18 protein-coding genes and 1 pseudogene are annotated in these 22,596 nt (G+C 73.2%); 10 read left to right on the top strand and 9 right to left on the bottom strand.

The features are described from left to right. Positions 1 to 60: 60 nt before the first annotated feature. Together C3V41_RS05285 and C3V41_RS05280 are read right to left on the bottom strand one after the other, a co-directional pair. The gene (locus C3V41_RS05285) at positions 61 to 924 is read right to left on the bottom strand and encodes an undecaprenyl-diphosphate phosphatase (protein ID WP_106109391.1); all 864 of its coding nucleotides are present in this window, start codon (positions 922 to 924) and stop codon (positions 61 to 63) included. A gap of 87 nt (positions 925 to 1,011) precedes the next feature. Next, positions 1,012 to 1,842, bottom strand: a complete 831-nt coding sequence (locus tag C3V41_RS05280) for an inositol monophosphatase family protein (protein ID WP_106109390.1) — start codon at positions 1,840 to 1,842, stop codon at positions 1,012 to 1,014. 410 nt (positions 1,843 to 2,252) lie between these two features. Between C3V41_RS05280 and C3V41_RS05275 the strand changes: the two genes are divergently transcribed. Together C3V41_RS05275 and C3V41_RS05270 are read left to right on the top strand one after the other, a co-directional pair. After that, entirely contained in the window at positions 2,253 to 3,287 is a 1,035-nt protein-coding gene (locus C3V41_RS05275; RefSeq protein ID WP_106110688.1) for a zinc-binding dehydrogenase, read from the top strand. Positions 3,288 to 3,489: 202 nt separating this feature from the next. Further along, entirely contained in the window at positions 3,490 to 4,539 is a 1,050-nt protein-coding gene (locus C3V41_RS05270; RefSeq protein WP_129591483.1) for a hypothetical protein, read from the top strand. A gap of 194 nt (positions 4,540 to 4,733) precedes the next feature. Here the strand turns inward: C3V41_RS05270 and C3V41_RS05265 are convergent, their stop codons facing one another. Continuing rightward, a complete protein-coding gene (locus tag C3V41_RS05265; protein ID WP_106109388.1) occupies positions 4,734 to 5,258 on the bottom strand; it encodes an NAD(P)H-dependent oxidoreductase in 525 nt (174 codons plus the stop codon). Between the two features lie 353 nt (positions 5,259 to 5,611). Between C3V41_RS05265 and C3V41_RS05260 the strand changes: the two genes are divergently transcribed. After that, complete coding sequence (locus C3V41_RS05260) at positions 5,612 to 6,532, top strand: helix-turn-helix transcriptional regulator (protein ID WP_106109387.1); 921 nt, start codon at positions 5,612 to 5,614, stop codon at positions 6,530 to 6,532. Positions 6,533 to 6,649: 117 nt separating this feature from the next. Here the strand turns inward: C3V41_RS05260 and C3V41_RS05255 are convergent, their stop codons facing one another. Further along, complete coding sequence (locus C3V41_RS05255) at positions 6,650 to 7,501, bottom strand: ABC transporter ATP-binding protein (RefSeq protein ID WP_441299722.1); 852 nt, start codon at positions 7,499 to 7,501, stop codon at positions 6,650 to 6,652. Positions 7,502 to 7,756: 255 nt separating this feature from the next. Here C3V41_RS05255 and C3V41_RS05245 point away from each other — a divergent pair. Continuing rightward, positions 7,757 to 8,155, top strand: a pseudogene (locus C3V41_RS05245) (FecCD family ABC transporter permease); the annotation flags it as partial. Beyond that, complete coding sequence (locus C3V41_RS05240; RefSeq protein ID WP_106109386.1) at positions 8,152 to 8,808, top strand: iron chelate uptake ABC transporter family permease subunit; 657 nt, start codon at positions 8,152 to 8,154, stop codon at positions 8,806 to 8,808. The pseudogene C3V41_RS05245 and the gene C3V41_RS05240, both read left to right, overlap by 4 nt. Before the next feature lie 77 nt (positions 8,809 to 8,885). Here the strand turns inward: C3V41_RS05240 and C3V41_RS05235 are convergent, their stop codons facing one another. After that, entirely contained in the window at positions 8,886 to 10,379 is a 1,494-nt protein-coding gene (locus C3V41_RS05235) for a DUF11 domain-containing protein (RefSeq protein ID WP_106109385.1), read from the bottom strand. A gap of 326 nt (positions 10,380 to 10,705) precedes the next feature. Next, complete coding sequence (moeB, locus tag C3V41_RS05230) at positions 10,706 to 11,908, bottom strand: molybdopterin-synthase adenylyltransferase MoeB (protein WP_174714801.1); 1,203 nt, start codon at positions 11,906 to 11,908, stop codon at positions 10,706 to 10,708. A 281-nt stretch (positions 11,909 to 12,189) separates the two neighbouring features. On the opposite strand from moeB, the gene C3V41_RS05225 reads away from it, so the two are divergent. From C3V41_RS05225 to C3V41_RS05205, 5 genes are read left to right on the top strand one after another with little or no spacing between them, the layout of a single operon-like run. Then, positions 12,190 to 12,849, top strand: a complete 660-nt coding sequence (locus C3V41_RS05225) for an MptD family putative ECF transporter S component (protein WP_217350957.1) — start codon at positions 12,190 to 12,192, stop codon at positions 12,847 to 12,849. Positions 12,850 to 12,860: 11 nt separating this feature from the next. Next, the gene (locus tag C3V41_RS05220) at positions 12,861 to 13,571 is read left to right on the top strand and encodes an energy-coupling factor transporter transmembrane component T (RefSeq protein WP_165271581.1); all 711 of its coding nucleotides are present in this window, start codon (positions 12,861 to 12,863) and stop codon (positions 13,569 to 13,571) included. Continuing rightward, complete coding sequence (locus tag C3V41_RS05215; protein ID WP_106109381.1) at positions 13,568 to 15,130, top strand: ABC transporter ATP-binding protein; 1,563 nt, start codon at positions 13,568 to 13,570, stop codon at positions 15,128 to 15,130. The genes C3V41_RS05220 and C3V41_RS05215 overlap by 4 nt, the downstream gene beginning before the upstream one ends. Next, the gene (locus C3V41_RS05210) at positions 15,127 to 16,845 is read left to right on the top strand and encodes an ABC transporter ATP-binding protein (RefSeq protein ID WP_106109380.1); all 1,719 of its coding nucleotides are present in this window, start codon (positions 15,127 to 15,129) and stop codon (positions 16,843 to 16,845) included. Before C3V41_RS05215 ends, C3V41_RS05210 begins: the two co-directional genes overlap by 4 nt. Beyond that, positions 16,842 to 18,584: an ABC transporter ATP-binding protein gene (locus C3V41_RS05205; RefSeq protein ID WP_106109379.1), complete on the top strand. Its 1,743-nt coding sequence runs from the start codon at positions 16,842 to 16,844 to the stop codon at positions 18,582 to 18,584. The genes C3V41_RS05210 and C3V41_RS05205 overlap by 4 nt, the downstream gene beginning before the upstream one ends. Positions 18,585 to 18,601: 17 nt before the next feature. On the opposite strand, the gene C3V41_RS05200 is transcribed toward C3V41_RS05205, so the two are convergent. From C3V41_RS05200 to modA, 3 genes are all read right to left on the bottom strand, one after another. Then, positions 18,602 to 19,270 carry a TetR/AcrR family transcriptional regulator gene (locus C3V41_RS05200; protein ID WP_106109378.1) on the bottom strand — a complete coding sequence of 223 codons (669 nt, stop codon included), beginning with the start codon at positions 19,268 to 19,270 and terminating at the stop codon, positions 18,602 to 18,604. After that, on the bottom strand, positions 19,218 to 21,461 hold the full coding sequence (locus C3V41_RS05195; RefSeq protein WP_441299719.1) for an ABC transporter permease: 2,244 nt from the start codon (positions 21,459 to 21,461) through the stop codon (positions 19,218 to 19,220). Before C3V41_RS05195 ends, C3V41_RS05200 begins: the two co-directional genes overlap by 53 nt. Positions 21,462 to 21,522: 61 nt before the next feature. Then, positions 21,523 to 22,434, bottom strand: a complete 912-nt coding sequence (modA, locus tag C3V41_RS05190; protein ID WP_106109377.1) for a molybdate ABC transporter substrate-binding protein — start codon at positions 22,432 to 22,434, stop codon at positions 21,523 to 21,525. Positions 22,435 to 22,596: the final 162 nt, after the last annotated feature.

The raw sequence follows: 22,596 nt of genomic DNA, 5'->3' as shown, positions 1-22,596 counted from the left end.
GCCCCGACACAGGCCCGAGCCGGCGTCGGGGCGCTTGCCGGTGCCGGGGCGCCCACCGGCTCAGGCCGGGTCCAGGCCCCCCAGGACCAGGCCCACAATGACCATGCCCAGGGCGACGCGGTAGACCAGGAACCCGGTGAACTTGTTGGAGGACACGAAGCGCAGCAGCCAGGCGATGGTCGCGTAGGCCACCACGCCGGAGACCACGGTGGCGACGCCCGTGGAGACCCAGCCCGGCCCGGAGGCAATGTCCCCGGCCGCGGTGACGGCCTCCAGCAGACCCGCCGCCACCAGGGCGGGGATGCCCATAAAGAAGGACAGGCGGGTGGCCGTCACCCGGTCGAAGCCGCGCAGCAGGCCCGCGGAGATGGTGGCCCCCGAGCGGGAGATACCCGGCAGGACCGGGGAGAGGGCCTGGAAGGAGCCGATGACCAGGGCGTCCCTGATCCCTACCTGGCTCATGCCCTTGCCCAGGGAGGCGTGCGCGGCCCCGGGCGGGCCCCCGGAGTGCTGGTCCGCCCACCACATGACGGCGCTCCACAGCACCAGGGCCGCGGCAATGACCCACAGGGAGCGGGCCGTGACCTCGATAAAGTCCTTGAGCAGCAGGCCCACGACCGCGACCGGCACCGAGCCCAGGATAATGCCCCAGCCCAGCGTGTAGTCGGGGTCCTCACGTGCCTCGTGTCTGACCAGGCCCTTGAACCAGGCGGTGACGATGCGGACGATGTCACGCCAGAAGTAGACGATGGCCGCCAGGATCGCGCCGATCTGGATGACGGCCGTGAAGGCGGTCATACCCTTGTCGTCGATCTTGTAGCCCATCAGCTTCTCCACGATATTGAGGTGTCCCGTGGAGGAGACGGGCAGGAACTCGGTAATGCCCTCCACGATGCCGAGGACGACGGCGTGCAGCCAGTTCAATGGGACTCCCTGTGGTGTGGAACGTGCGTCAGGAACAGTAGCCGGTGCGCGAGGGTCGCTACCGCGTTGGCCGGTGTGACGCCGAACTCAGTCGGTCTCCTGCCCCAGGTGCTCCAGGACCGCCTCGTGCAGCAGGCCGTTGGTGGCCAGCGCGTCCCCTCCCCAGGGGCCGGGCACCCCGGCCAGGGAGGTCAGGCTCCCGCCCGCCTCGGTGACCACGGGCACCAGCGCCGCCATGTCGTACAGGTCCAGCTCGGGCTCGACGGCGGCGTCCACCGCCCCCTCGGCCAGGAGCATGTAGGACCAGAAGTCGCCGTAGGCGCGTGTGCGCCAGCACGACTGCATGAGCCCCAGCATCCCGCGCAGGCGCTTGCGCCGCACCCAGCCCGGCAGGGAGGAGTAGGACAGGGAGGCGTCGTCCAGGTCGCTCACGCCGCTGACGTGCAGGCGGCGCGCGGTGGGCAGGGAGCGGCCGGTCCACGCCCCGTTGCCGCTCATGCCCCACCACCGCCTCCCCAGGGCCGGGGCGGAGACGGTGCCGATAACCACCTCGCCGTCCTCCACCAGGGCGATGAGGGTGGCCCACACCGGCACGCCCCGCACGAAGTTCTTCGTACCGTCAATGGGGTCGATCACCCACAGGCGCCCGGAGTGCTCTGCGGCGCTGCGGGCGGCGTGCCCGCCGTACTCCTCCCCGTAGATAGCGTCACGGGTCCGGGCACGGCTCAGGTGCTCACGGATCATGCGCTCGGCCTCACGGTCGGCGGTGGTGACCGGGGACAGATCGGGCTTGGACTCGACCTCGAAGTCCTGGGCGTCGAAGTGGGTGGCGGTGAGGCGGTCCACCTGGTCGGCGATGGTGTGGGCCAGGAAGAGGTCGTCGCGCCAGCGGCGCTCAGAGGGAGGGGGGAGGCTCATGACCCTAACCTACCGTCCGGCCCCTCCGGGCGGCCCCTGGGCGGGCGGAGTGTTGCGGCAGGCCGCCGGTCACGCTACCGGGGCTGACTCCGGGTACGCGGCGGGAGCGGGGCGCGGGGTGCGGAGCCTGGGGCGCGCGGCGGGAGCGCACGGGCCTGTGGCGTGTGGGCCTGTGGTCCGGGTGGCGCGGGTCAAGAGGTCGGAGCAGGCACGGTCGACGGGCCGGTGGCCCACGGGCCAGGTGCCTCGGCCCACGGGCCCGGCGTACGGTTCCGGCCGGTGCACGGGGCCCGTACCGCACGGGGCCCGGGTGGCCCTGACAGTCCCTGGTGGTCCCCGGTAGCGCCTCCTACCCTGGGGCTACCGCAAGCCTACCCACCGAGGAGAGAGCCGTGAGCACCCCTACCACCATGCGCGGCGTCGTCATGTACGGTCCCGGCGACGTCCGCGTCGAGGAGCGTCCCGTACCCCACGTCATTGAGCCCACCGACGCCGTCCTGCGCGTGGAGGCCGCCTGTATCTGCGGCTCGGACCTGTGGCCCTACCGCGGTATCGACGCCGAGTTCCCTCCAGGGGGCCGTCCCATGGGCCACGAGTACGTGGGCACCGTGGTCGAGGTCGGGGCCCAGGTGCACGGCGTCGCGGTGGGGGACCTGGTGGTGGGCTCCTTCTGCACCAGCGACAACACCTGTGAGATCTGCGCCTCTGGCTTCCAGTCCCGCTGCGTTAACGGCGGCTTCATGGGCGACACCCAGGCCCAGTACACGCGCGTGCCCCTGGCCGACGGCACCCTCGTGCCGGTCCCCGGCGGTATGCCGGACGACGAGGACGTCCTGGCCTCCCTCCTGGCCGCCTCCGACGTACTGGGCACCGGGTGGTTCGGGGCCGTGGCCGCCGAGGCCGGCCCGGGGCGGACCGTGGCCGTGGTCGGCGACGGCGCCGTCGGGCTGTGTGCGGTCCTGGCCGCTAAGGCCCTGGGGGCCAGGCAGGTCATCTCCTTCTCCCGCCACGCCGACCGGGCGGCGCTCGCCCGCGAGTTCGGCACCGACGTCGTCGTCCCCGAGCGGGGGGAGCAGGGCGCCGCCAGGGTCAGGGAGCTCACCGGCGGCTACGGCGCCCACGGCGTGGTGGAGGCCGTGGGCAACCAGGTCTCCATGGACCAGGCCATTGCCAGCTGCCGTCCGGGTGGGCACGTGGGCTACGTGGGCGTCTCCCACGGGGTGAGCCTGGACGGGCAGCGGCTCTTCTTCTCCGAGGTCAGCCTCCTGGGCGGCCCCGCCCCCGTGCGCCGCTTCCTGCCCGACCTCATTGACCGCGTCCTCAGGCGCGAGATCAACCCCGGGAGGGTCTTCACCTCCCGCCTGTCCCTGGCCGACGCCGCCGCCGGCTACCGGGCCATGGACGAGCGCAGGGACATTAAGGTCATGCTCCGCCCCTGGGGCTGATTCTTTAGTCGGCGGGGACGTACCTTAGTCGTCGGGGACGTACTTCCAAGATACGTCCCCGCCGACTAAGGTACGTCTACGGTGAGGTCCTCCAGGTGTCCCAGGGGTTCACTCAGCCCACAGGCGCCCGACAGGCGCAGGTTGTCCACAGGCGGGTCGTCACCCCTGGCGCCCTGCCCCCCTCCGGCCGCACCCTGGGCCCATGACAGCCCTCCCGTCACCTCCTGGACCGCTCCCCGTCGTCACGGCGGCCCGGGGCCCGGGTACCCTGCCCAGGACCGCGGTCCGCCTCGCCAGGGGCCAGTACCTCCTGCCGACGGTCCCCCCGCCTGTGTGGCACCAGCAGTACGAGGTCAGCTTGGCCCGGATCCTCGCCGTCCACCGCACCCACCCGTCCCTGAGCGCCTTCACCCACAGCTCCGCGGCCCTTCTCCACGGGGCCCTCGTCCGTGACCACGAGCCCGACGTGCACGTCACCCAGCCCTGTGCGGCACGCCGCTCGACCCTTCCCCTCCCGCGCGTCGTCTACGGGGCGCCCCTGGTCTGGGGCCGTCAGGGGGCTCCCCCTCCGCGGGGACACCGGCTCCAGCGGGGCGCCTCCTGTCACCTGCGCAGGCACCGCCGCAGGCTCCCGGACGACGAGGTGACTGCTGTCGCAGGTCTCTCGGTGACCACCGTGCCCCGCACGATCGCTGACTGCCTGCTGGACCTGCCGCCCCGGGACGCCGTCGTGAGCGCGGACTCCCTCCTCCGCGGGGCGGTCCTGCCCGACCGCTTCGCCCCCGGTCCGGAACGCGCGCGCACCGCCGAGGTGCTCGCACAGGTCGGTGAGCAGCTGCGCCGCGCCGGGCCGCGCCAGCACGTCAGGCGGGCCCGGGCCCTGCTGCCCCTGCTGAGCCCCTGGGCGGAGTCCCCTGGTGAGAGCGAGCTGCGTTACCTCCTCCTGCGGGCGGGACTGCCGGAGCCCGCCGCCCAGGTCGGGGTACGTGTCGGCGGGAGCCTGTACTTCCCCGACCTCGCCTGGCCTGACCTGCGGCTCGGGGTGGAGTTCGACGGGAGGGGGAAGTACGCCGAGCCCGGTGCCTACTACCGCGAGAAGCGGCGTGGCGACGAGATCGAGGAGGCGGGGTGGCGGTTGACCCGCGTGTCCTTTGAGGATCTCCAGGACGTCCAGGCCCTGGTGGGGCGGATCCTCCGCAAGGTCCCGCCCGGGAGGCCCTTCCCGGTGCGGCCCCGGCAGGTGATCGCCTGAGGGGCCACCGGGGTGCCCGGTGCGGTGACGTATGTGCGACGTCGGTGACGTACCTTAGCCGCCGGTAACGTACGTTAGAGTACCTCTGAGGCACGTCCCCGATGGCTAAGGTACGTTCCCGGTGGTCAGGGTACGTTCTCGCCGGCCAGGGTACGTCGCCGGTGGCTAGAGCACGTCCCCGGCGCGGGGTCCGCTCACCGGGCCGCAGGGCGCGGGGCCGTCAGGACGTTGGCGTACTCCCGGGCGCGCGCCGCCAGGGCCTCGTCCGGGATCGACAGGGCGCCGGTGGTGGCGAAGGGCTCCAGGTAGGTCAGGTGGCACAGGTCCGCGGTGGCCTGGAAGGGGAGCAGGAGCTCGTTGACGGAGTAGGAGTCCCCTCTGCCGTAGCTGTCCGCGCCGGTGGACACGGCGACGAGCAGCTCCTTGCCCGCCAGCGCCCTGCCGGTGGAGCCGTAGGCCCAGCCGTAGGTCAGGACGTCGTCCTGCCACTGCTTGAGCAGCGCGGGCGAGGAGTACCAGTACATGGGGAACTGCAGCACGATCCGGTCAGCGGCCGCCAGGGCGGCCTGCTCGGCGGCGACGTCGATACGGCCGTCGGGGTAGAGGTCGTAGAGGTAGCGCACGGTCACGTCCCGGGTGCGCTCGGCGGCCGCGGCGAGGGCGGCGTTGACGCGCGAGGACCTGAAGCGGGGATGGACGACGATGACGAGGGTCTGCATGTCTCTGATCTCCTTAAGGTGGTGGGGTGGGGCCGGTCCCTGAGGCCGATGTGCCGTCCGACGGCGGGGTGTCTGGGGCACCTGGCGGGGCGTCCGACGGCGGTGGCGCGCCTGGCGGGGCGCGCCCTCCGCCGGGAGCCTAGCGCCCCGGCCAGCAGGATCCAGGCCGGGGCCTGGCGGGCAGGGGGGTACTGGCGGGGCCTGGCGGGCGTGCTGGGGGCTGCCGGGTGCGCTGGGGCCTGGCAGGTGGGCCGGGGCCTGGCGGGCGCGCCGGTACCTGCCAGCCCCCTCGCTGCCAGCCGAATCCGTGTCAGCTCGCGGATCTCGGCCGGGTAGGGCGATAGCCTCACACCATGCCCACCGACCCGCAGCGCGCCGTCGTCTCCGGCTTCCTGACCTCCCGGCGGGCCCGGCTGACGCCCCGGGACGTCGGGCTGCCCGACCTCGGGGAGGACCGGCGCGTCCCGGGCCTGCGCCGCCAGGAGGTGGCCGCGCTGGCGGGGGTGAACCCGGACTACTACACGCGCCTGGAGCGCGGCCGCATCCGGGGCGCCTCCGACTCCGTCCTCAACGCCCTGGCCCGGGCCCTGCGCCTGGACGACGTCGAGCGCGCCTACCTGTTCGCCCTGGCCCACGGGGGCCAGGACACCCCGGAGCCCCGGGATCCGGCGCCCTCCCTGCGGGCGGTCCTGGCCCACGTCGCGGCCCCGGCGCTGGCGACCACCGCCGCGCAGGACATTATCGGCGCGAACCTCCTGGGACGTGCCCTGTACGACGCCGTGTACCAGGAGTACCCCGGCCGGACCCCGAACCTGGCCCGCTTCGCCTTCACCGGGGCGGCCGCCCCGGAGTTCTACGGGGGGCGCCGTGACCGGGCCCAGGTGATTATCGCCGCCATGCTGCGCATGGAGTCCGCCCGTCACCCCGCCGACCCGGCCCTGGCCGCTGTCGTCGCCGAGCTCACCGAGGACTCCGAGGACTTCCGTACCGCCTGGGGGCGCCACGACGTCCACGAGCACCGCAGCGGGACCAAGACCTACCACCACCCGGCCGTCGGGGACCTGCCTCTGACCTACGACGTGCTCACCCTCCCGGGCGTGCCGGGCACGGGCGTGACCGTCTACGGCCCCCAGGCGGGGACGGACGCCCACGAGCGCCTGGCCGCACTGGCCGACTGGGCCCGCTCCCAGGACTTCGCCGCCACCGGGCGCTTCCCCTCCCTGGCCGACGTCGTGGGGAGCCAGCTCGTGCCGCCCGCCGCGGACGTACCCTAGGGATCCGGGACGTACCCTAGGGATCCGGGACGTACCCTAGGGATCGCGGACGTACCTTAGTCGGCGGGGACGTATGACTAGGGTACGTCGCCGTCAGCTAAGGTACGTTGCCGTCAGCTAAGGTACGTCGCCAGTGACTAAGGTACTTCCACGGCGGCTTAGGTGCGGGCGCGGCAGCGGGAGCACCAGGGGCGTGCCGGTCAGGGGGTCGGAGATGACCTGGACCGGCAGGCCGAACACCTCCTCCACCACCTGGGCGGTGACCACCTCGCTCGGGGCGCCGTGGGCCACGATGGCGCCCGCACGCATGGCAATGACCTCGTCACCGTACCGGCAGGCCTGGTTCAGGTCGTGGAGCACGGCCACGATCGTCGTGCCCAGCTCGGCGTTCAGCTCGCGGCACAGCTCCAGGACGTCGACCTGGTGGGCCAGGTCCAGGTAGGTGGTGGGCTCGTCCAGCAGGAGGACGTCGGTGCGCTGGGCCAGGGCCATGGCCACCCACACCCGCTGACGCTGCCCGCCGGACAGGGAGGAGACGCGACGGGCGGCCAGGACGTCCACGTGGGTGCGCTCCATGGCCTCGCTGACCGCCTCGTCGTCGGCGGCGGACCACTGGTGCAGGATCGACTGGTGGGGGTAGCGCCCGCGCGCCACCAGCTCGTGCACCGTAATGCCGGCGGGGGCGATCGAGGACTGGGCCAGCAGCCCCACGCGCCGGGCCAGCTGCTTGGGGGCCAGGGTGGCGATGTCCCGGCCGTCGAGGACCACCTGCCCCGCGTCCGGGGAGATGACCCGGCTCAGGGCGCGCAGCAGCGTGGACTTCCCGCAGGCGTTGGGGCCCACGATCATGGTCACCGCCCCCGGCGTGACCGCCGTGGTCAGGTCCTCGATGACGGGGTGGGCCGGGTGGTAGGACAGGCGGACGCCCCGCACGCCCAGGCCCGGGGTGCCGCTGGCGTGCGGGGACAGGGTGGTGCCAGCGTCCAGGCCCGGGGTGCCGCTGGCGTGCGGGGACGGGGTGGGGGGCGCGGCCACCTACCTCACCGTCTCGGAGACCTTGGTGAGCACGGTGCGCGCCGCCGTCGGGCCCGCGTTGAGGAAGAAGGGGTCGTCGTCAACCGCCACCGCGTGCTGGTTGGAGACGGCCTTGAGGGCGGGCCACAGGTCCATGGAGGTCAGCTCCTCCTCCTTGCCGCCCTGGACGGCGTACAGGAGCCAGTCGGCGTCGGCCTGCTGCTGTCCCTGGCCTGCGGACTCACCCTCAACGCCCTGGCCCTGGGGGAGGAGCAGGCCAGGGCCCTGGGGGTCAGCCCGGCACGTGCGCGCCTCCTCGTCCTGGTCTCCATCACGCTGCTGTGCGGTGCCTCCACGGCCGCCGTCGGCCCCATCTCCTTCGTCGGACTGGTGGTGCCCCAGGTGCTGCGCCTGACCCTCGGCGCCGACCACAGACGCCTGCTGGCCGTCTCCCTCATCGCCGGGCCGGTCCTGCTGCTGGTGGCCGACGTCGTCGGGCGGGTGATCATCCGCCCCGGCGAGATGGAGGCCGGGGTGGTCACCGCCTTTATCGGCGGGCCGGTCCTGCTGGCCGCGGTCATCTGGCGCTCGGGAAGGGGCGTGCTATGAGCCTAAGGCGCGGGAGTGCGCGCCCGGTCGCCGGCCGCCTGGGCCCGCCGGCCTCACAGCGGCCCCTGTCCCTGGGGGGCGGACGCTCCCTCCTGCTCCACCGTCGCACCCTGGTGGTCACCTGCCTGCTGGTCGCGGCCACCGTGGTGCTCATGGTGGTCACGGTACTGACCGGGGCCTACGAGATCTCCGCGGGCGGCGCCCTGCGCACCCTGGGCGGGCAGGGGAGCGACCTGGACCGCTTTATCGTGCTCGGCCAGCGTCTTCCGCGCACGCTCGCGGCCGCGCTGGTGGGGGCGATGCTGGCCCTGTCGGGCGCGGTCTTCCAGAGCCTGTCGCGCAACCCCCTGGGCAGCCCCGACATTGTCGGCTTCACCACCGGCGCCTCCACCGGGGGGCTGGTGGTGATCCTGCTGAGCGCCACCTCGACCACCCTCCAGGTAGCCACGGGCACGATCCTGGGGGGCTCGGCCACGGCCGCCGTGGTCGCCCTGGTGGCCTCGGCGGCCATGGGGTCCCTGGTCCTGGTGGGGGCCGACCTGCTGGCCCAGCGCCTGCTCGCCCCCTTCCAGATCCCGGTGGGGCTGCTGTCCGCCGCGCTGGGCGGCCTCTACCTCGTCTGGCTGCTGGTGGTCTCCTCCGGGCGCCCCTGAGTCCGTGGCGCGCTTACCTGGGCCCGCAACGGGCTGACGGGCGCCCCTGGAAGGGGCGCCCGTCAGGTGTCAGGGACTCAGCCGTGCCGACGGCGGCGGGCGACCAGGAGACCGGCGCCGAGCACGAGGCCGCAGGCGGCCGGGACGAGCGCCGTCAGGGAGGTACCCGTCTTGGCCAGGGGCTGGGAGGCCGAGGGGCTCGGCGAGGCGGAGGGCTCGGGCGCCGGGGCCGGGGCCGGGGCCGGGGCCGGCTCAGGCTCGGGTGCTGGCTCGGGCGCCGGGGCCGGGGCGGGCTCAGGCTCGGGTGCCGGCGCCGGGCCGGGGGCCGGAGGGACCACGGGGCCAGTGGCCGTGACGGTAATGGGCGCCTGGTCGACCCCCTCCAGCACGGTGGCGGTGGCCGACTCCCCGGTGACGTCAATGGTGTAGGTGCCTGGCGTGTCGGAGACCTTCACCTTCAGGGCCAGGCTCACCGAGCCCGAGGCGGGGGCGGTCAGGTCGGACCAGGTCAGCTTCTGGCCGCTGACCACAGGGTCGGTGGTGGTGGCCCCGGTGGTGGTGCCGGGCACGTAGGAGAAGCCGTCCGGCAGCTCCACACTCACCTGTGACAGGGCCACCGGTGAGGTGTTGGGGTTGGTGACGGTCACGGTGTAGCCGTTCTGGGCGCCCGCCTCGCTCTGGTCGGCGTCGGCGGTGGCGGCGGTGGACAGGGGGCGGACCCCCTCAGGGGAGAAGACGTTGACGTTGCTCACGTTGACGGAGCCGCCGGCGGGCACCGTGACCGGCCAGGCGATGGCGATGCCGTTGTCGTGGTCGTGGCTGACGGTGGTGTTGTTCAGGGGCTGCCCGGAGGCCACGGCCCGCCAGACGTCGCCGTAGTAGGCCTCGAGGTAGGTCGAGCTGGCGCTGCCCGGGTAGAGGCTGATGTACCGGTTGGGGTTGGGCGAGTTCGGCTTGGCCATGCAGGTGGGGGCGACGCCGTCCAGCACGGTGCCGGTGCCGTAGTCGCTGTCCTGGAGGTAGCAGTCCCCGGCCCGGTAGACGCGCACGTCGATGGGGGTGGCGCCGGTGGAGCTCAGGATGACCGACGTGTTGTAGGACTCCCGGCCGGTGACGTAGGTGTCCACCTGGGTCAGGGTCAGGCCGGTGCTCCCCAGGGCCACGGTGGTGGTGACCTTGAAGGGGTCGGCGGCGGTCCCGCTGCCGGTCGGCCCCTCCTGTGACACCGGGGTGTAGGCCGTCGTGGTCGAGTCGTAGTAGCCCGACGCCGGCGTGTCGGTGGGCCTGTAGAGCCTGCCGTCGGCGAACACGTAGGTGCCGCTGGCGTAGTCGCCGTACCACTGGCTGCTGGAGTCGCCGGTGTGGTAGACGCTCGCGTTGAGGGTCCTGCCGATCGCGATACTGGTCAGGGGGCCGGAGGAGGTGATCTCGGCGTGGCCGCCGGGCGGCGGGGAGGCCGGGAGGGTGAGGGCCTGGGCGGTGGTGGCGCTGACCAGGGCCAGGAGCAGTCCCAGGACCAGGGACGTCAGGGCCTGTGCGCGCCAGCGGGCGCCGTGGGCGGGGAGTGACATGGGCATTCCTCGGTGTTCAACAGGTGTACTGGGGAGCCAGGGGATAATCCGGTAGGAGCCGTGAATAACGACCTGGACACGGGCAGGCTAGCAGCTGCTCGTACAGGACGCCATAGGTACGTACTATGAACGCGGGGCCCGTTATAGGTAGTAGCTCACACCGTGCGGTCAGGTATAAGACCAGGTAGAGGCAGGTTTCACGGTTCCCGCAGTCCCGGGCGGGCTCAGAGGTAGGCGCGCCCGGGCGGTCCCGGGCGGGCAGGCTGTCCCGGGCGGGCTCAGGTACCCGCCGCCCTCGACGTCGCCCTGCCCCAGGCCAGGCGCGCTCAGGCGGGCTGGTAGGCGCGGGCCCCGCCTGCCAGGCTGAGGAGCTCCCCGGGGTACCCCGCCTCCCGCAGGGCCTGGACGGCCTGGGCCGAGCGGAGACCGGAGGCGCACACGACCACCGTGGTCCGGCCCGCGTCCAGCTCGCCCGCGCGGTCCACCACCTGCCCCAGGGGGATGTTCCGCGCGCCGGGGAACGGGTCCAGGGCCACCTCCACCTCCTCGCGCACGTCCAGCAGCGCCGGGGGCTCAGGGGCCTCTAGCAGCTCCTTTAAGCGCGCGGGCGTCACTAACGCCACCCCGGTACCCGGTGCCGACGTGGCGCCCGTAGAGCCCGCCCGCCGGCCCGGGGCGGTGGCGCAGGAGCCGGCCCCCGGGGCGTCGGCCAGGGTCGTGATGCTCGGGTGCTCCCCGCACACCGGGCAGGCCGGGTTGCGCGAGACGGTGAGCTCACGCACGCTCCCGCCCCAGACGTCGAGCATCACCAGGCGGCCGATGAGCGGCCGTGCGCCGCCGATAACGAGCTTGAGGGCCTCGGCCGCCTGCATGGAGCCGACGACCCCCGGCAGCACCCCCAGCACCCCGGCCTGGGCGCAGGAGGGCACCGAGCCGGGCGGCGGGGGAGCCGGGTGCAGGCAGCGGTAGCAGGGGCCGCGGGCGGCGTCGAACACCCCGACCTGCCCGTTGACGCCCAGCACCGCCCCGTGGACCAGCGGCAGCCCCAGCATGACGCAGGCGTCGTTGACCAGGTAGCGGGTGGGGAAGTTGTCCGAGCCGTCGACGACCACGTCCCAGCCCTCCAGCAGCCCCAGGGCGTTGGCGGCCGTGAGGCGCTCGCGGTGGATAACGACCTCCACGTCCGGGTTGAGGGCCCGGACCGCCGCGGCCGCGGAGTCCGCCTTGGGGGCGCCCACCGCGGCGGTGGTGTGGACGACCTGGCGCTGCAGGTTGGACACGTCCACGACGTCGTCGTCCACGACCCCCAGGGTGCCCGTGCCCGCGGCCGCCAGGTACAGGGCCGCCGGGGAGCCCAGGCCCCCGGCGCCTACGAGCAGGACGCGGGCGGCGCGGACGCGCTGCTGGCCGGTCACCCCCACCTGGGGTACCAGGGCGTTGCGACGGTAGCGCTCCAGCTCGGCCCGGCTGAGAGGGCGCAGGCGGTCGTCGGCAATGACCGAGGGCGCCAAGGGCGCGGCGTGTTCCACGAACGCCTCCGCAGGGTCGGTACGGGCTGCTGTCACGGCCGATTGTGCCGCAGACGCCCCGCGGCGCGCAGCCCCGGCCGGCGCCGGGCCTGGGCGCGGGCCCTGTGTCGCGGGCGGCTCGCTCGGCCGTCACGGCGCGCGCGGGCCTGGGCGCCCATGCTATGACCTGTCTAACAAATGCGGGGTCTTGTCGGTACGGGAACGTGCGGACTACCATTTGTTACACATTGTAACTATGTGGTGCGGGTGTTTCTGCCGTAGATCCCGGAAGGAGCTGTGACGTGAGTGCACGGACGCAAGACGAGGGTGCCCACCAGGGGGCGCGCGACGGTTCGCCGCAGCGCAGGCCTGCGTCGATGAGGCTGGGCAGCAGGGACCTGATCACCCTCGGCGTCTACAGCGTGCTGTACGTCGTGGTCATGCTCGTCGCGGGCACGCCCTTCGCGTTCAGCCCGGTGCTGACCTACGCGCTGCCGGTCTCGGCGGCGTTCTTCTGCGCCCCCGTGTACCTCCTGCTGGTGGCCAAGGTCCCCAGGCGCGGGGCGGTCGCGGTCCTCGGCGCGGTAGTCGGCCTGGTGCTGTTCGTCACGGGCATGTTCTGGCTGTGGGCGGTGGCGGCACTGGCGCTGGGCGTCGTCGCCGGGGAGGTCGCCGCGCTCAGGCGCTTTAGGAGCCCGGGGCTGAACACGGTCAGCTACATGGTGTTCGCCCTCGCCCCGCTCGCGAGCTACGTCATGGTCTGGGTCAACCAGGAGTCCTACCGCGCCTACCTCGTCGGGAAGGGCACCGACGCCGCCTACATGGACTCAATGTTCGCCGCGGCGAGCTACTGGCTCCTGGTGGCGATCACCGTGGGCACCCTCCTCGCCGCCTGGCTCGGCACGCTGCTGGGGCGGCGGATGCTCGCCCGCCACCTCACCCGCGCCGGTATCGTCGCCTGAGACCGGCTTCAGTGGGTAAGGACCGTCAGGGGCGGTGGGGCCTGCGCCTCGACCCGCGCACCAAGCTGGTCGTCCTCGTGCTCGTCAACCTCGCGCTGACGATCGCCGTGCGTCCCGGCTACGCCCACGTCCTGGTGGCCGCGGCCGTCCTCCTCGCGGCGGCCTGCGGAAGGCTGAGGACGGCACTGGTGGCCGCGGCCGCCTACGCCCTCGTCGCGGGCGCGCAGGTGCTCGGGGAGAGGTACCTTCCGCCCGCGGCCCAGCTGTTCGTGGTCACGTTCTTCCAGATCATTGGCAAGGTGTTCCCCGCCGGCGTCACCGGGGCGGTCATTGTCCAGACCACCCGTGTCAACGAGTTCGTCGCCGCCCTGACGCGCTGGCACGTGCCGCGCGTCCTGGTCACGCCCTTCGCCGTCGTCTTCCGCTACTTCCCGGCCATGCGCGAGCAGGCGCGTAACCTGCGCGATGCCATGGCGGTCCGCGGCCTGAGCCCCACGCCGCTGTCCCTCCTGCGTCATCCCCTCGAGGTCACCACGAGGCTCTACGTCCCCATGCTGGTCAGCGCCACGGTGATCGCCGACGAGATCGCCGACGCCGCGCTGGTGCGAGGCATTGACAACCCCGCTCCCAGGACCTGCCTGGTGGACCTCGCACTCGGCGCGGCCGACGTCGTCGTCATCCTCGCCTTCGTCGGCCTGTGCGCAGGGGGGATGGTCAGATGATCGAGTTCTCGCACGTCTCGTTCCGCTACGCCGCCGCACCCGCCCGGGCTCTTGAGGACGTCTCCTTTAGGGTCGGGGCCGGGGAGCTCGTGGTCCTCACCGGCCGCAGCGGCTGCGGGAAGAGCACGCTGACCAGCCTCGTCAACGGCCTCCTGCCCAGGCACGAGGCGGACGAGCTGAGCGGCAGCGTCACGATCTGCGGCCGCGACGCCTCCTCCATGGAGGGGTACGAGATCGCCCGCCTCGTGGGATCGGTCTTCCAGAACCCCAAGTCGCAGTTCTTCAACCTCGACACCGACAGCGAGATCGCGTTCGGGCTCGAGAACGCCGGGGTCCCCAACCCCGCGCTGCGGGACCGGGTGGAGGAGACCATTGACGAGGTGGGTATCCGGGCGCTCGCGGGTAGGAGCATCTTTAAGATGTCCGGCGGGCAGAAGCAGCAGGTGGCGATCGCCGGGGCCTACGCCCTGGGACCGGAGGCATTCGTGCTGGACGAGCCCTCGGCGAACCTCGACCACCAGGCGACCGTCCATCTGGCGGGACTGCTCCGCAAGCTGAGGTCGCAGGGCAAGGCCCTGCTGGTCTGCGAGCACCGCCTCAGCTACCTCTCCGACCTGGCGGACCGCTACGTCGTGCTCGACGCCGGGGCGGTGGCTGGCATCTACTGCGCGGACGAGTTCAGGGCGCTGTCCCCGCAGCAGCGGCACGCAATGGGGCTGAGGGCCCTCGACCTGGCGGAGGCGACCCGGTGCGAGGCGCGTCCCGCCGCCCTTAGCGGCCAGCCGCCCGCTGTCGAGGTGACGGGCCTGACGGTGTCCTTCCGCGACCGCACCGTGCTCAGTAACGTCTCCCTGCGGCTCGCCCCCGGCGAGGTCGTCGGGCTCATCGGGGACAACGGCGCGGGGAAGACCACGCTCCTGCGCGCCCTGTGCGGGCTGCAGAAGGCGGGTGCCGGGGCGTTCGCCCTCCAGGGCAGACCCGTCCGGCAACGGGACCTCAGGGGCAGGGTCTTCCTCGTCATGCAGGACGTGAACGCCCAGCTCTTCGGGGAGACCCTCGCCGAGGAGTGCGCCATAGGACTGCGGCACCCCTCACAGCCGGACATTGACAGGGTCCTGGAGCGCCTCGGCCTGCTGGAGCTGCGCGACCGCCACCCGCTCTCGCTCTCCGGCGGGCAGAAGCAGCGGGCGGCACTCGCCAGCGGCCTGTGCAGCGCCCGGGGCGTCCTCGTGCTCGACGAGCCCACCAGCGGGCTCGACCGCGAGTCCATGGTCGCCATGAGCGACCTGGTCCTTACCGCCGCCGAGGCGGGCACGGCCGTCCTGGTCGTCAGCCACGACGTCGAGTTCCTCGCCCTCGTCTGCACGCGGGTCGAGGAGCTGCGCGGCGGGCAGCTCCAGCCGCCCACGGGGCAGGACCCGTCCGCCCGGCTCAGGGAGTTCTTCGGCAGGAGCGGGGGAGAGGCGACAGACGGACCGGGCCCGGCCAAGGGCGCCGAGGCCGTGGACACCGCGCGTGGCAGCAGCCGGCTGCTGACGCAGACGAAGGAGGTACCGTGAGGTTCTGGGATCTGATCGGCCCCGTGCGCGGGCTGGTCGTCAGCGGCGTGACGCTGCAGGGACTGGGCGCCGTCGCCGGCCTGGTCCCGATGGTCGCGAGCGTGCAGCTCTCGACCGCCCTGGTGGACCGGGCGCCGGCGGGCGAGACCTGGCGCTGGCTGTGGGTGGCCCTGGCCGGGATCGCGGTCAGGACGGTGCTCATCGGCACCGGGCTCATGCTGACGCACCTGGCCGACGCCCGCCTGAACCGTGACCTGCGGGTCCGGCTGACCGCCCACCTGGGGCGCATCCCCATCGGGGAGGCCTCCCGGCGCTCCTCGGGGCGGGTCAAGAAGCTGGTCACCGACGACGTGCACGCACTGCACACCCTGGTGGCGCACGCGGGCGGCGACATGGTGGTCGGGGTCGTCACCGCGGTCGCCGCACTCGCCGTGCTCCTCCTGTACAGCTGGCCGCTCGCCCTGGTGGCCCTGCTGCCGCTGGCGGGCTTCCTGACCGTGTTCGGCTCCATGATGGGCAAGGCCGCCACGCAGTTCCGCGACTGGGACGAGGCCAAGGCGCGGGTCAGCAGCGCGACGGTGGAGTTCGCGCACGGGATCGCGGTGGTCAAGACGTTCGGGCAGGCCGGGCGCGCGTCGGCGGACTACCGCCGGGCGGTGGACGACTACGCGGACTTCTTCGGCAGGCTGATGGTGCCCATGGTCGGGGCGTCCTCGCTGGGGCTGGCGATCGTGTCGGCCCCGAGCGTGCTCGCGACCATGGGGCTGCTGGGCCTGCTCCTTCTCCAGCTGGGGTGGGTGGACTTCACCGGGTTCGTGGCGGGCCTGGTGCTCGGGGTCGGGCTGGCCGGCCCGCTCACGCAGATGGACTCCTACGACGTGCGGCTGCGGGCCGCGCGTGAGGCCGCCGCCCGGATCGGGGAGTTCCTGGCCACCCCCGTGCTGCCCGTCCCGGACGCCCCGGCGGCGGCCGAGGGCGGCGAGGTCGTCCTCGACGACGTCAGCTTCGCCTACGACCCGCACGGGCCGGACACCCTGTCCCAGGTGGCCATGAGGATCCCCCAGGGCACGGTGACGGCGCTCGTGGGCCGCTCGGGGGCAGGCAAGTCGACCCTGGCGGCCCTCGTGCCCAGGTTCTGGGACGTGCGGGACGGCGCGGTCCGGGTAGGCGGGCAGGACGTGCGCGACCTGGAGCCCGCGGCCCTGTACCGGAGCGTCGCGTTCGTCTTCCAGGGCACCCGCCTGGTGCCCATGAGCGTGCGCGACAATATCCGCCTCGCCCGGCCCGGTGCCGGTGACGAGGAGGTCGTGGCCGCGGCTTCAGCCGCGGGCATCCACGACCGTATCGCCGCCCTGCCCCGGGGCTACGACTCCGTCGTCGGGGTCGATGCGCTGCTCTCCGGCGGGGAGGCGCAGCGCGTCACCATCGCCCGCGCCCTGCTCGAGGACGCCCCCGTCCTCGTGCTCGACGAGCCCACCTCCTTCGCCGACCCCGAGAACGAGGTCCGTCTCCAGGCGGCGGTCGCGCGCGCGGCCGAGGGCAGGACCGTGCTGGTCATCGCCCACCGGCTGACGTCGGTCACCGCCGCGGACCAGATCGCGGTCATGGAGGCGGGCAGGGTCGTCGAGGTCGGCACCCACGCGGAGCTGCTCGCCCGGGCCGGGGCCTACCGCAGGCTGTGGCAGGCCGGTCACGTCAAGGAGAACGCAGCATGACCCGCACACTCGTCAACCTCGTGCACGTCGCCCGCGGGAGCGTCCGCCTCCTGCCGTTCCTCGTGCTGGTTACCGCCTTCGCCCTCGCCCAGGGGCTCGCCTTCCTGGCGCTCATCCCGGTCGTGGACGCCGTCGTACGCGGCGACGTGCACGCGGCGTGGCCCGCGGCGGGAGCCCTGGCCGCGGCCGCGGCCGGGGGCGCGCTGCTGTACTTCCTCCAGGCGCGCACCGGGTACGGCATCAGCCTGGGGCTCATGCACAGCCTGCAGCACCGCATTGGCGACCACGCCTCCGTCCTGCCGCTGGGCTGGTTCGACCGCGCCCGCGCCGGGGAGCTGGCCCAGCTCAGCAGCAAGAGCGCCGAGGACGCGGGCTCGGTGACGGCCCACCTCCTGCAGCCGATCGTCTCGGCGGTCCTCACCCCCCTGACCGTGGTCGTCGGCCTGCTCTGGTGGGACTGGCGCGTCGCCGCGGCCGGCGCCGCCTTCCTCCCGGTCGCCGCGCTCATCGGGTGGCTCGCCCCCAAGCGGACCGCGCGGCTGGACGCCGTCCTGGACCGGTGCACCGCCGAGGTCAACGAGCAGGTCGTCGACTTCGCGCTGGCCCAGCCCGTCCTGCGGTCGGCCGGGCGCACCGTCGGGAGCTACCCGCCCCTGGACGAGTCCCTTAACCGGCACCACCGGACGTCGGAGCGCATCTTCTGGCGCACTATCCCCGGCGTGCTTATCAGCACGGTCGCCGTGCAGCTCTGGCTCGTGCTCCTGCTGGTCACCGCGGTCGGCCTCTCCCTGAGCGGCCGCCTCCAGGTCCCGGCGACCGTCGGGCTGCTCGTCGTCTGCGTCAGGTTCGTCGGCCCGCTCGCGGACCTCTCGGAGTACACCACCGCCATGCGCACCGTCGGGGACAGCCTCGAGCGCATCCGCGCCCTCCTGGACACGCCGACGCTGCCCGAGCCGGCCAGCCCCGCCACCGTGGCCAGGACCGGCCTGTCGGTGGAGCTCGACGAGGTCAGCTTCAGCTACGGGGCGGGGGACGTCCTCCACCGGGTGTCGTTCCGGCTGGAGCCGGGGACGTTCACCGCCCTGGTGGGGCCCAGCGGGTCGGGCAAGACGACCGTCCTGCGTCTGGTCGCCAGGTTCTGGGACGCCACCAGCGGCAGCGTGCGCCTGGGCGGGGTGGACGTCCGCCAGCTCGGCTCCGAGCAGGTGATCGAGCGCGTGGCGGTGGTCTTCCAGGACGTCTACCTGTTCGAGGGCTCCATCCTGGACAACGTCCGCGTGGGCCGCCCGGAGGCGAGTGACGAGGAGGTCGCGCAGGCGATCTGTGCCGCCCGCCTCCAGGAGGTCGTGGACCGTCTTCCGGACGGGCTGGACACGCCGGTCGGCGAGGGCGGCGCACGGCTCTCCGGCGGTGAGAGGCAGCGGGTCTCCATTGCCCGCGCCCTGCTCAAGGACGCGCCCGTCGTGCTGCTCGACGAGGCCACCGCCGCGGTGGACACCGAGACCGAGGCGGCCCTCGCGGACGCCTTCGCCGCCCTGGCCACGGGCCGCACGGTGATCGCGATCGCTCACCGGCTCGAGACCGTCACGGGCGCCGACCGCATCCTCGTCCTCGACGACGGGGCCATTGTCGAGGACGGCGACCACGAGTCCCTGGTGAGGGCGGGCGGACGCTACGAGGCTTTCTGGCGGGCCAAGACGGGCTCGGCGGGCTGGCGGATCGTGGGGGACACGCGGTAGGGCCACCCGCCCGGCGGTCACCCCGAGGACGCCGTGAGCTCGGCCTCAATCCCCGCGAGGATAATCTCGAGCTTGTCGTCCGACCACACGTTAGGGCCAGCCGAGAAGCGGTCGTGGAACGCCGCGCGCAGCCCGGGGTCATGGGTGCCGTCGGGGTCCGTGAGACGGGTGAACCCGTCCTGCCCGGCATGCCGGGCGATACGGTCGCGCCGGATACGGCTGTCCGCGGCGAAGTCGGCCACCATGTCGGCGGCGACGAGCGCGAGCTGCCGGGGGAACCCGAGGGCGACGAGATTCTCGGCCATCTCGATCGCGGCCAGGATGAGGCGCTCGGGCATGGGCCACACCTGGTTGTAGATCAGGTCCATCATCCCCGGGTAGCGGCCGCACTCGGTGTCGATCGCGCAGGCGACGGCACGCAGGTAGTCCTGCCAGCTGCCCACCGGATCGGGCCACCTCGTGGTCTCCATAAAACGGTCCGCGACGGCGCGCAGGAGGTCGGGGCGGCCGTTGACGTGACGGTACAGCGCGGGGTGCCTGACCCCTAGGCGGGCCGCGAGGGCCTGGAAGGTGAGGGCGTCGACACCGGCCTCGGCAATGAGCTCGATGGCGGCGTCGGCAATGGTCTCCCGGTCAATGCGGTTCGGGCGGCCCGGCCGACGGCGTGGTGTCGTTCTGTGCGCCATGACCCGACCCTACCCGGCCGTCCTGGGCGACAGTGCCGGTGCCGGCAGCGCCCGTGCCGTGCCGCTCGCCGTGCCGTCTCCCCGCGCGCCGGGGCACGACGCGCACCGCGACGGCCTTAATGACGCACCACAGCTCCTGGCCCGGCGCTATCCCCATCTCGGCGAGCGCGCCCGCGGTCACGGTGGCGTGGACGACCTGGCCAGGGGCCAGGGCCACGTCCACGCTCACCAGGGCACCAGAGCGCTCCACCCCGGTGACCGTGCCGGGCAGGACGTTCCGGGGGGAGCCCTGGGGCGCCTGACGGTACAGGGCCACGGCGTCGGGCGGCACTAGGGCGATACCGGGGCTGGTGGGGGCCGGTACCGCTGGCCGGGGGACGTGGCCGGCCGGGGCGATATCGTCCTCCCAGGGGCGCCCGTAGAGGGTCACCCCCCGGGGCAGGACCAGGGCGGGGGCGTCGCCGTCCCCGGCCAGGTCACCGGCCAGGACCGCGGTCCCAGTCAGGCGCGCGGCGAAGTCGGAGCTCGGTGAGGCCAGGACCTGCGCCGTACCGCCTTGCTCCACCACGCGCCCCGCCTCCAGGACGACGACGTCCTCGGCCAGGGCGGTCATGTCCAGCACGTCGTGGGTCACCAGCAGCAGGGTCAGGTCCTCCTGCGCGGTGCGGCGTGCCACCAGGCGGCGCATCTCCTGGCGCGCGGTGACGTCCAGGGCGCTCATGGGCTCGTCCAGGACCAGCAGGCGCGGGGCGGTGGCCAGGGCCCGGGCCAGGGCCACGCGGGCCGCCTGCCCCCCGGAGAGCGCCCCGCCGGAGCGGGAGGCCAGGTGGAGCGCCCCCACGGCGGCCAGCTCGGCGCGGGCCCGCACCCGGGCGGCCGAGCGCCCCACCCCCTGGCAGCGCAGGGCGAAGACCACATTGCCCAGGACCGACATGTGGGTGAACACCCCCGGGTCCTGGCTGAGCAGGGCCACTTCACGGCGTCCGGCGGGCACGAACCCCTCCGGGCCGTCCAGCACCCGCCCGCCCAGGGCCACCCGCCCGCCCGCGGCGTCCAGCAGGCCCGCCACCACCGAGCAGACCGTGGACTTGCCCGACCCGTTGGGCCCGATGAGGGCCACGGTCCGCCCGGCCGGCACGGACAGGGAGACCATGACGTCGCGCGAGTCCAGGCGGAAGGAGACCTCCAGGTCCCTGCCCCGCCCCTGGCCGTCAGGCACGGCGGGGGAGGTGGCGTGCACGCCGGTGGTGGGCGCGTCAGGGGCCCCTGGTGCCGGTACCTCGTCCTCGGCGTCCCCGTGCCCGGCAGCGTCATAATGCCCTGGGCGCCACAGTGTACCCAGAGTGCCCCAACGCACGTTAGTGGCACCGACGATAATGAAGGACAGTACAATGAGTACCACAGTCAGGGCCAGGGCGGTGGAGGTGTCGCTCTCCCGCTCCAGGTAGATGGTCAGCGGCATGGTGCGGGTCACGCCCTCCTTGGAGCCGGCGAAGGCGATGGTGGCGCCGAACTCCCCCAGGCTGCGCCCCAGGGCCAGGGCGGTGCCGCGGGCCAGGGCCGGGGCCGCCAGCGGCAGGGTAATGCGCACCAGGACCCGCCACGGGCCCGCCCCCAGGGTGCGGGCGGTGGTCTCGGCACGGGTGTCACGGCTGCGCAGGGCCGCCTCCAGGGTCACCACCAGGTAGGGCATGGACACGAAGACCTGCGCCACCACCACGGCGGTGGTGGTGAAGGCGATACCCACGCCCCAGGCGTCCAGCCGCGCCCCCAGGACCCCCTTGCGCCCCAGGGTGGACAGCAGCGCGATACCGGCCACCACCGGGGGCAGCGTCATGGGCAGGACCGCCAGGACGCGGGCGACCCTCACCCCCGGCCAGCTCCTGGCCAGCGCCAGGGCCAGGGGCACGCCCAGGAGCACGCTGACGGCCGTGGAGGCCAGGCAGGTGCGTACCGACAGCCACAGGGCCGCCTGCGCCGACGGCGTCGAGAGCAGCTGGGGCAGCTGGCCCCAGGCCACACGGGTGCCCAGCCCCACCAGGGGCAGCACGATCGCGCAGCCCCCGCAGGCGGCCAGGACGGCGACGAGCACGGGCAGGGGCGCGCGGGCGGCCCGCGCCCGCCCGGCCCGGCCGCGTCGGGCGGGCCGGGCCGGGGACGGCGTCTGGTCCACGACCGTACGTCCGTTCACCACGGGCAGGGTGCCGACGGCGTCAGCTGCTGCCGGCACCCTCCTGGTGCGTACGCCGACCTCACGGCGTGCTGGTCCCGGTGGGGGCGGACCCGGCCTCGGGGTCCTTGGAGGTGGGCGCTGCGGCCGGGGTCGCCGGTGCGCCCGAGGCCGGGGTGCCGGTGGGGGCGCCGAAGCCGTACTTGGCCAGGACCTTCTGGCCGGTCTCGCCGGTGACGGCGTCAATGAAGGCCTTGGCGCCCTCGGGGTTGGCCGGCTTGGCCGTGGGGGCGATCGGGTAGTGGTTGACCACGGTGTTGTCGGGGATGTCGATCTTGTCCACCTTGTCCTTGGCGGTGGTGGCGTCGGTGACGTAGACCAGGCCGGCGTCGGCCTCACCGGACTCGACCTTGCCCACCACGTCGGTCACCTTCTGCTCCTCGGAGACCGGGTTGAGGGTGACCCCCTTGGCCTCGGCCAGCTCGCGGGAGGCCTTGCCACAGGGGACCTCGGGGGCGCAGATGACGAGGTCGACGCCGTCCAGCGAGGAGTCCAGGCCGGTGATCCCCTTGGGGTTGCCCTTGGGGACGATGAGGGTCAGGACGTTGGTGGCGAACTCGGTCTGCTCGCCCACCAGGTGCTTCTCGACGGCCTTGGTCATGGTGGAGTTGTTGGCGGTGGCCAGCACGTCGGCGCTGTTGCCCTGGTCCAGGGAGGTCACCAGGTCCTGGGATCCCTGGAAGTCGAACTTGATGGTCAGGTCGGGGTTGTCCGCCTTGAGCTGGTCGCCGATCTCCTGGAAGACACCCTTGAGGGAGGCGGCGGCCAGCACGGTGATCTCACCGCTGAGCTTGCCCGCTGCCGCGGTGGTGGACGGGGCCTCGGCAGGGGCGGAGGAGGAGGTCGTGGTCGAGGAGGTTCCCCCGCACGCGACGAGCGAGGCGGCGGAGAGGAGGGAAAGTGCGGTCATAGCCAGGCGTCGCGAGAGGCGCATGGGGATCCTTTCGGGTTCAGTAGGGTTGCGAGGCCGGGTCCGTGGGCTCCCGCCCCGGTGCCGGGCCCCCCGGGCTCCGCCCCCCGCCGTGCTGGCGTGCACGAGGCCGGACGGCGCCGTCTCCATCGTAACTGACGGATCCGGATAAAATCCGCGTCCTGG

The sequence above is a fragment of the Actinomyces sp. oral taxon 897 genome, from assembly GCF_002999235.1.
GTDB lineage: Bacteria > Actinomycetota > Actinomycetes > Actinomycetales > Actinomycetaceae > Actinomyces.
This window is presented reverse-complemented; position numbering and strand designations above follow the sequence as displayed.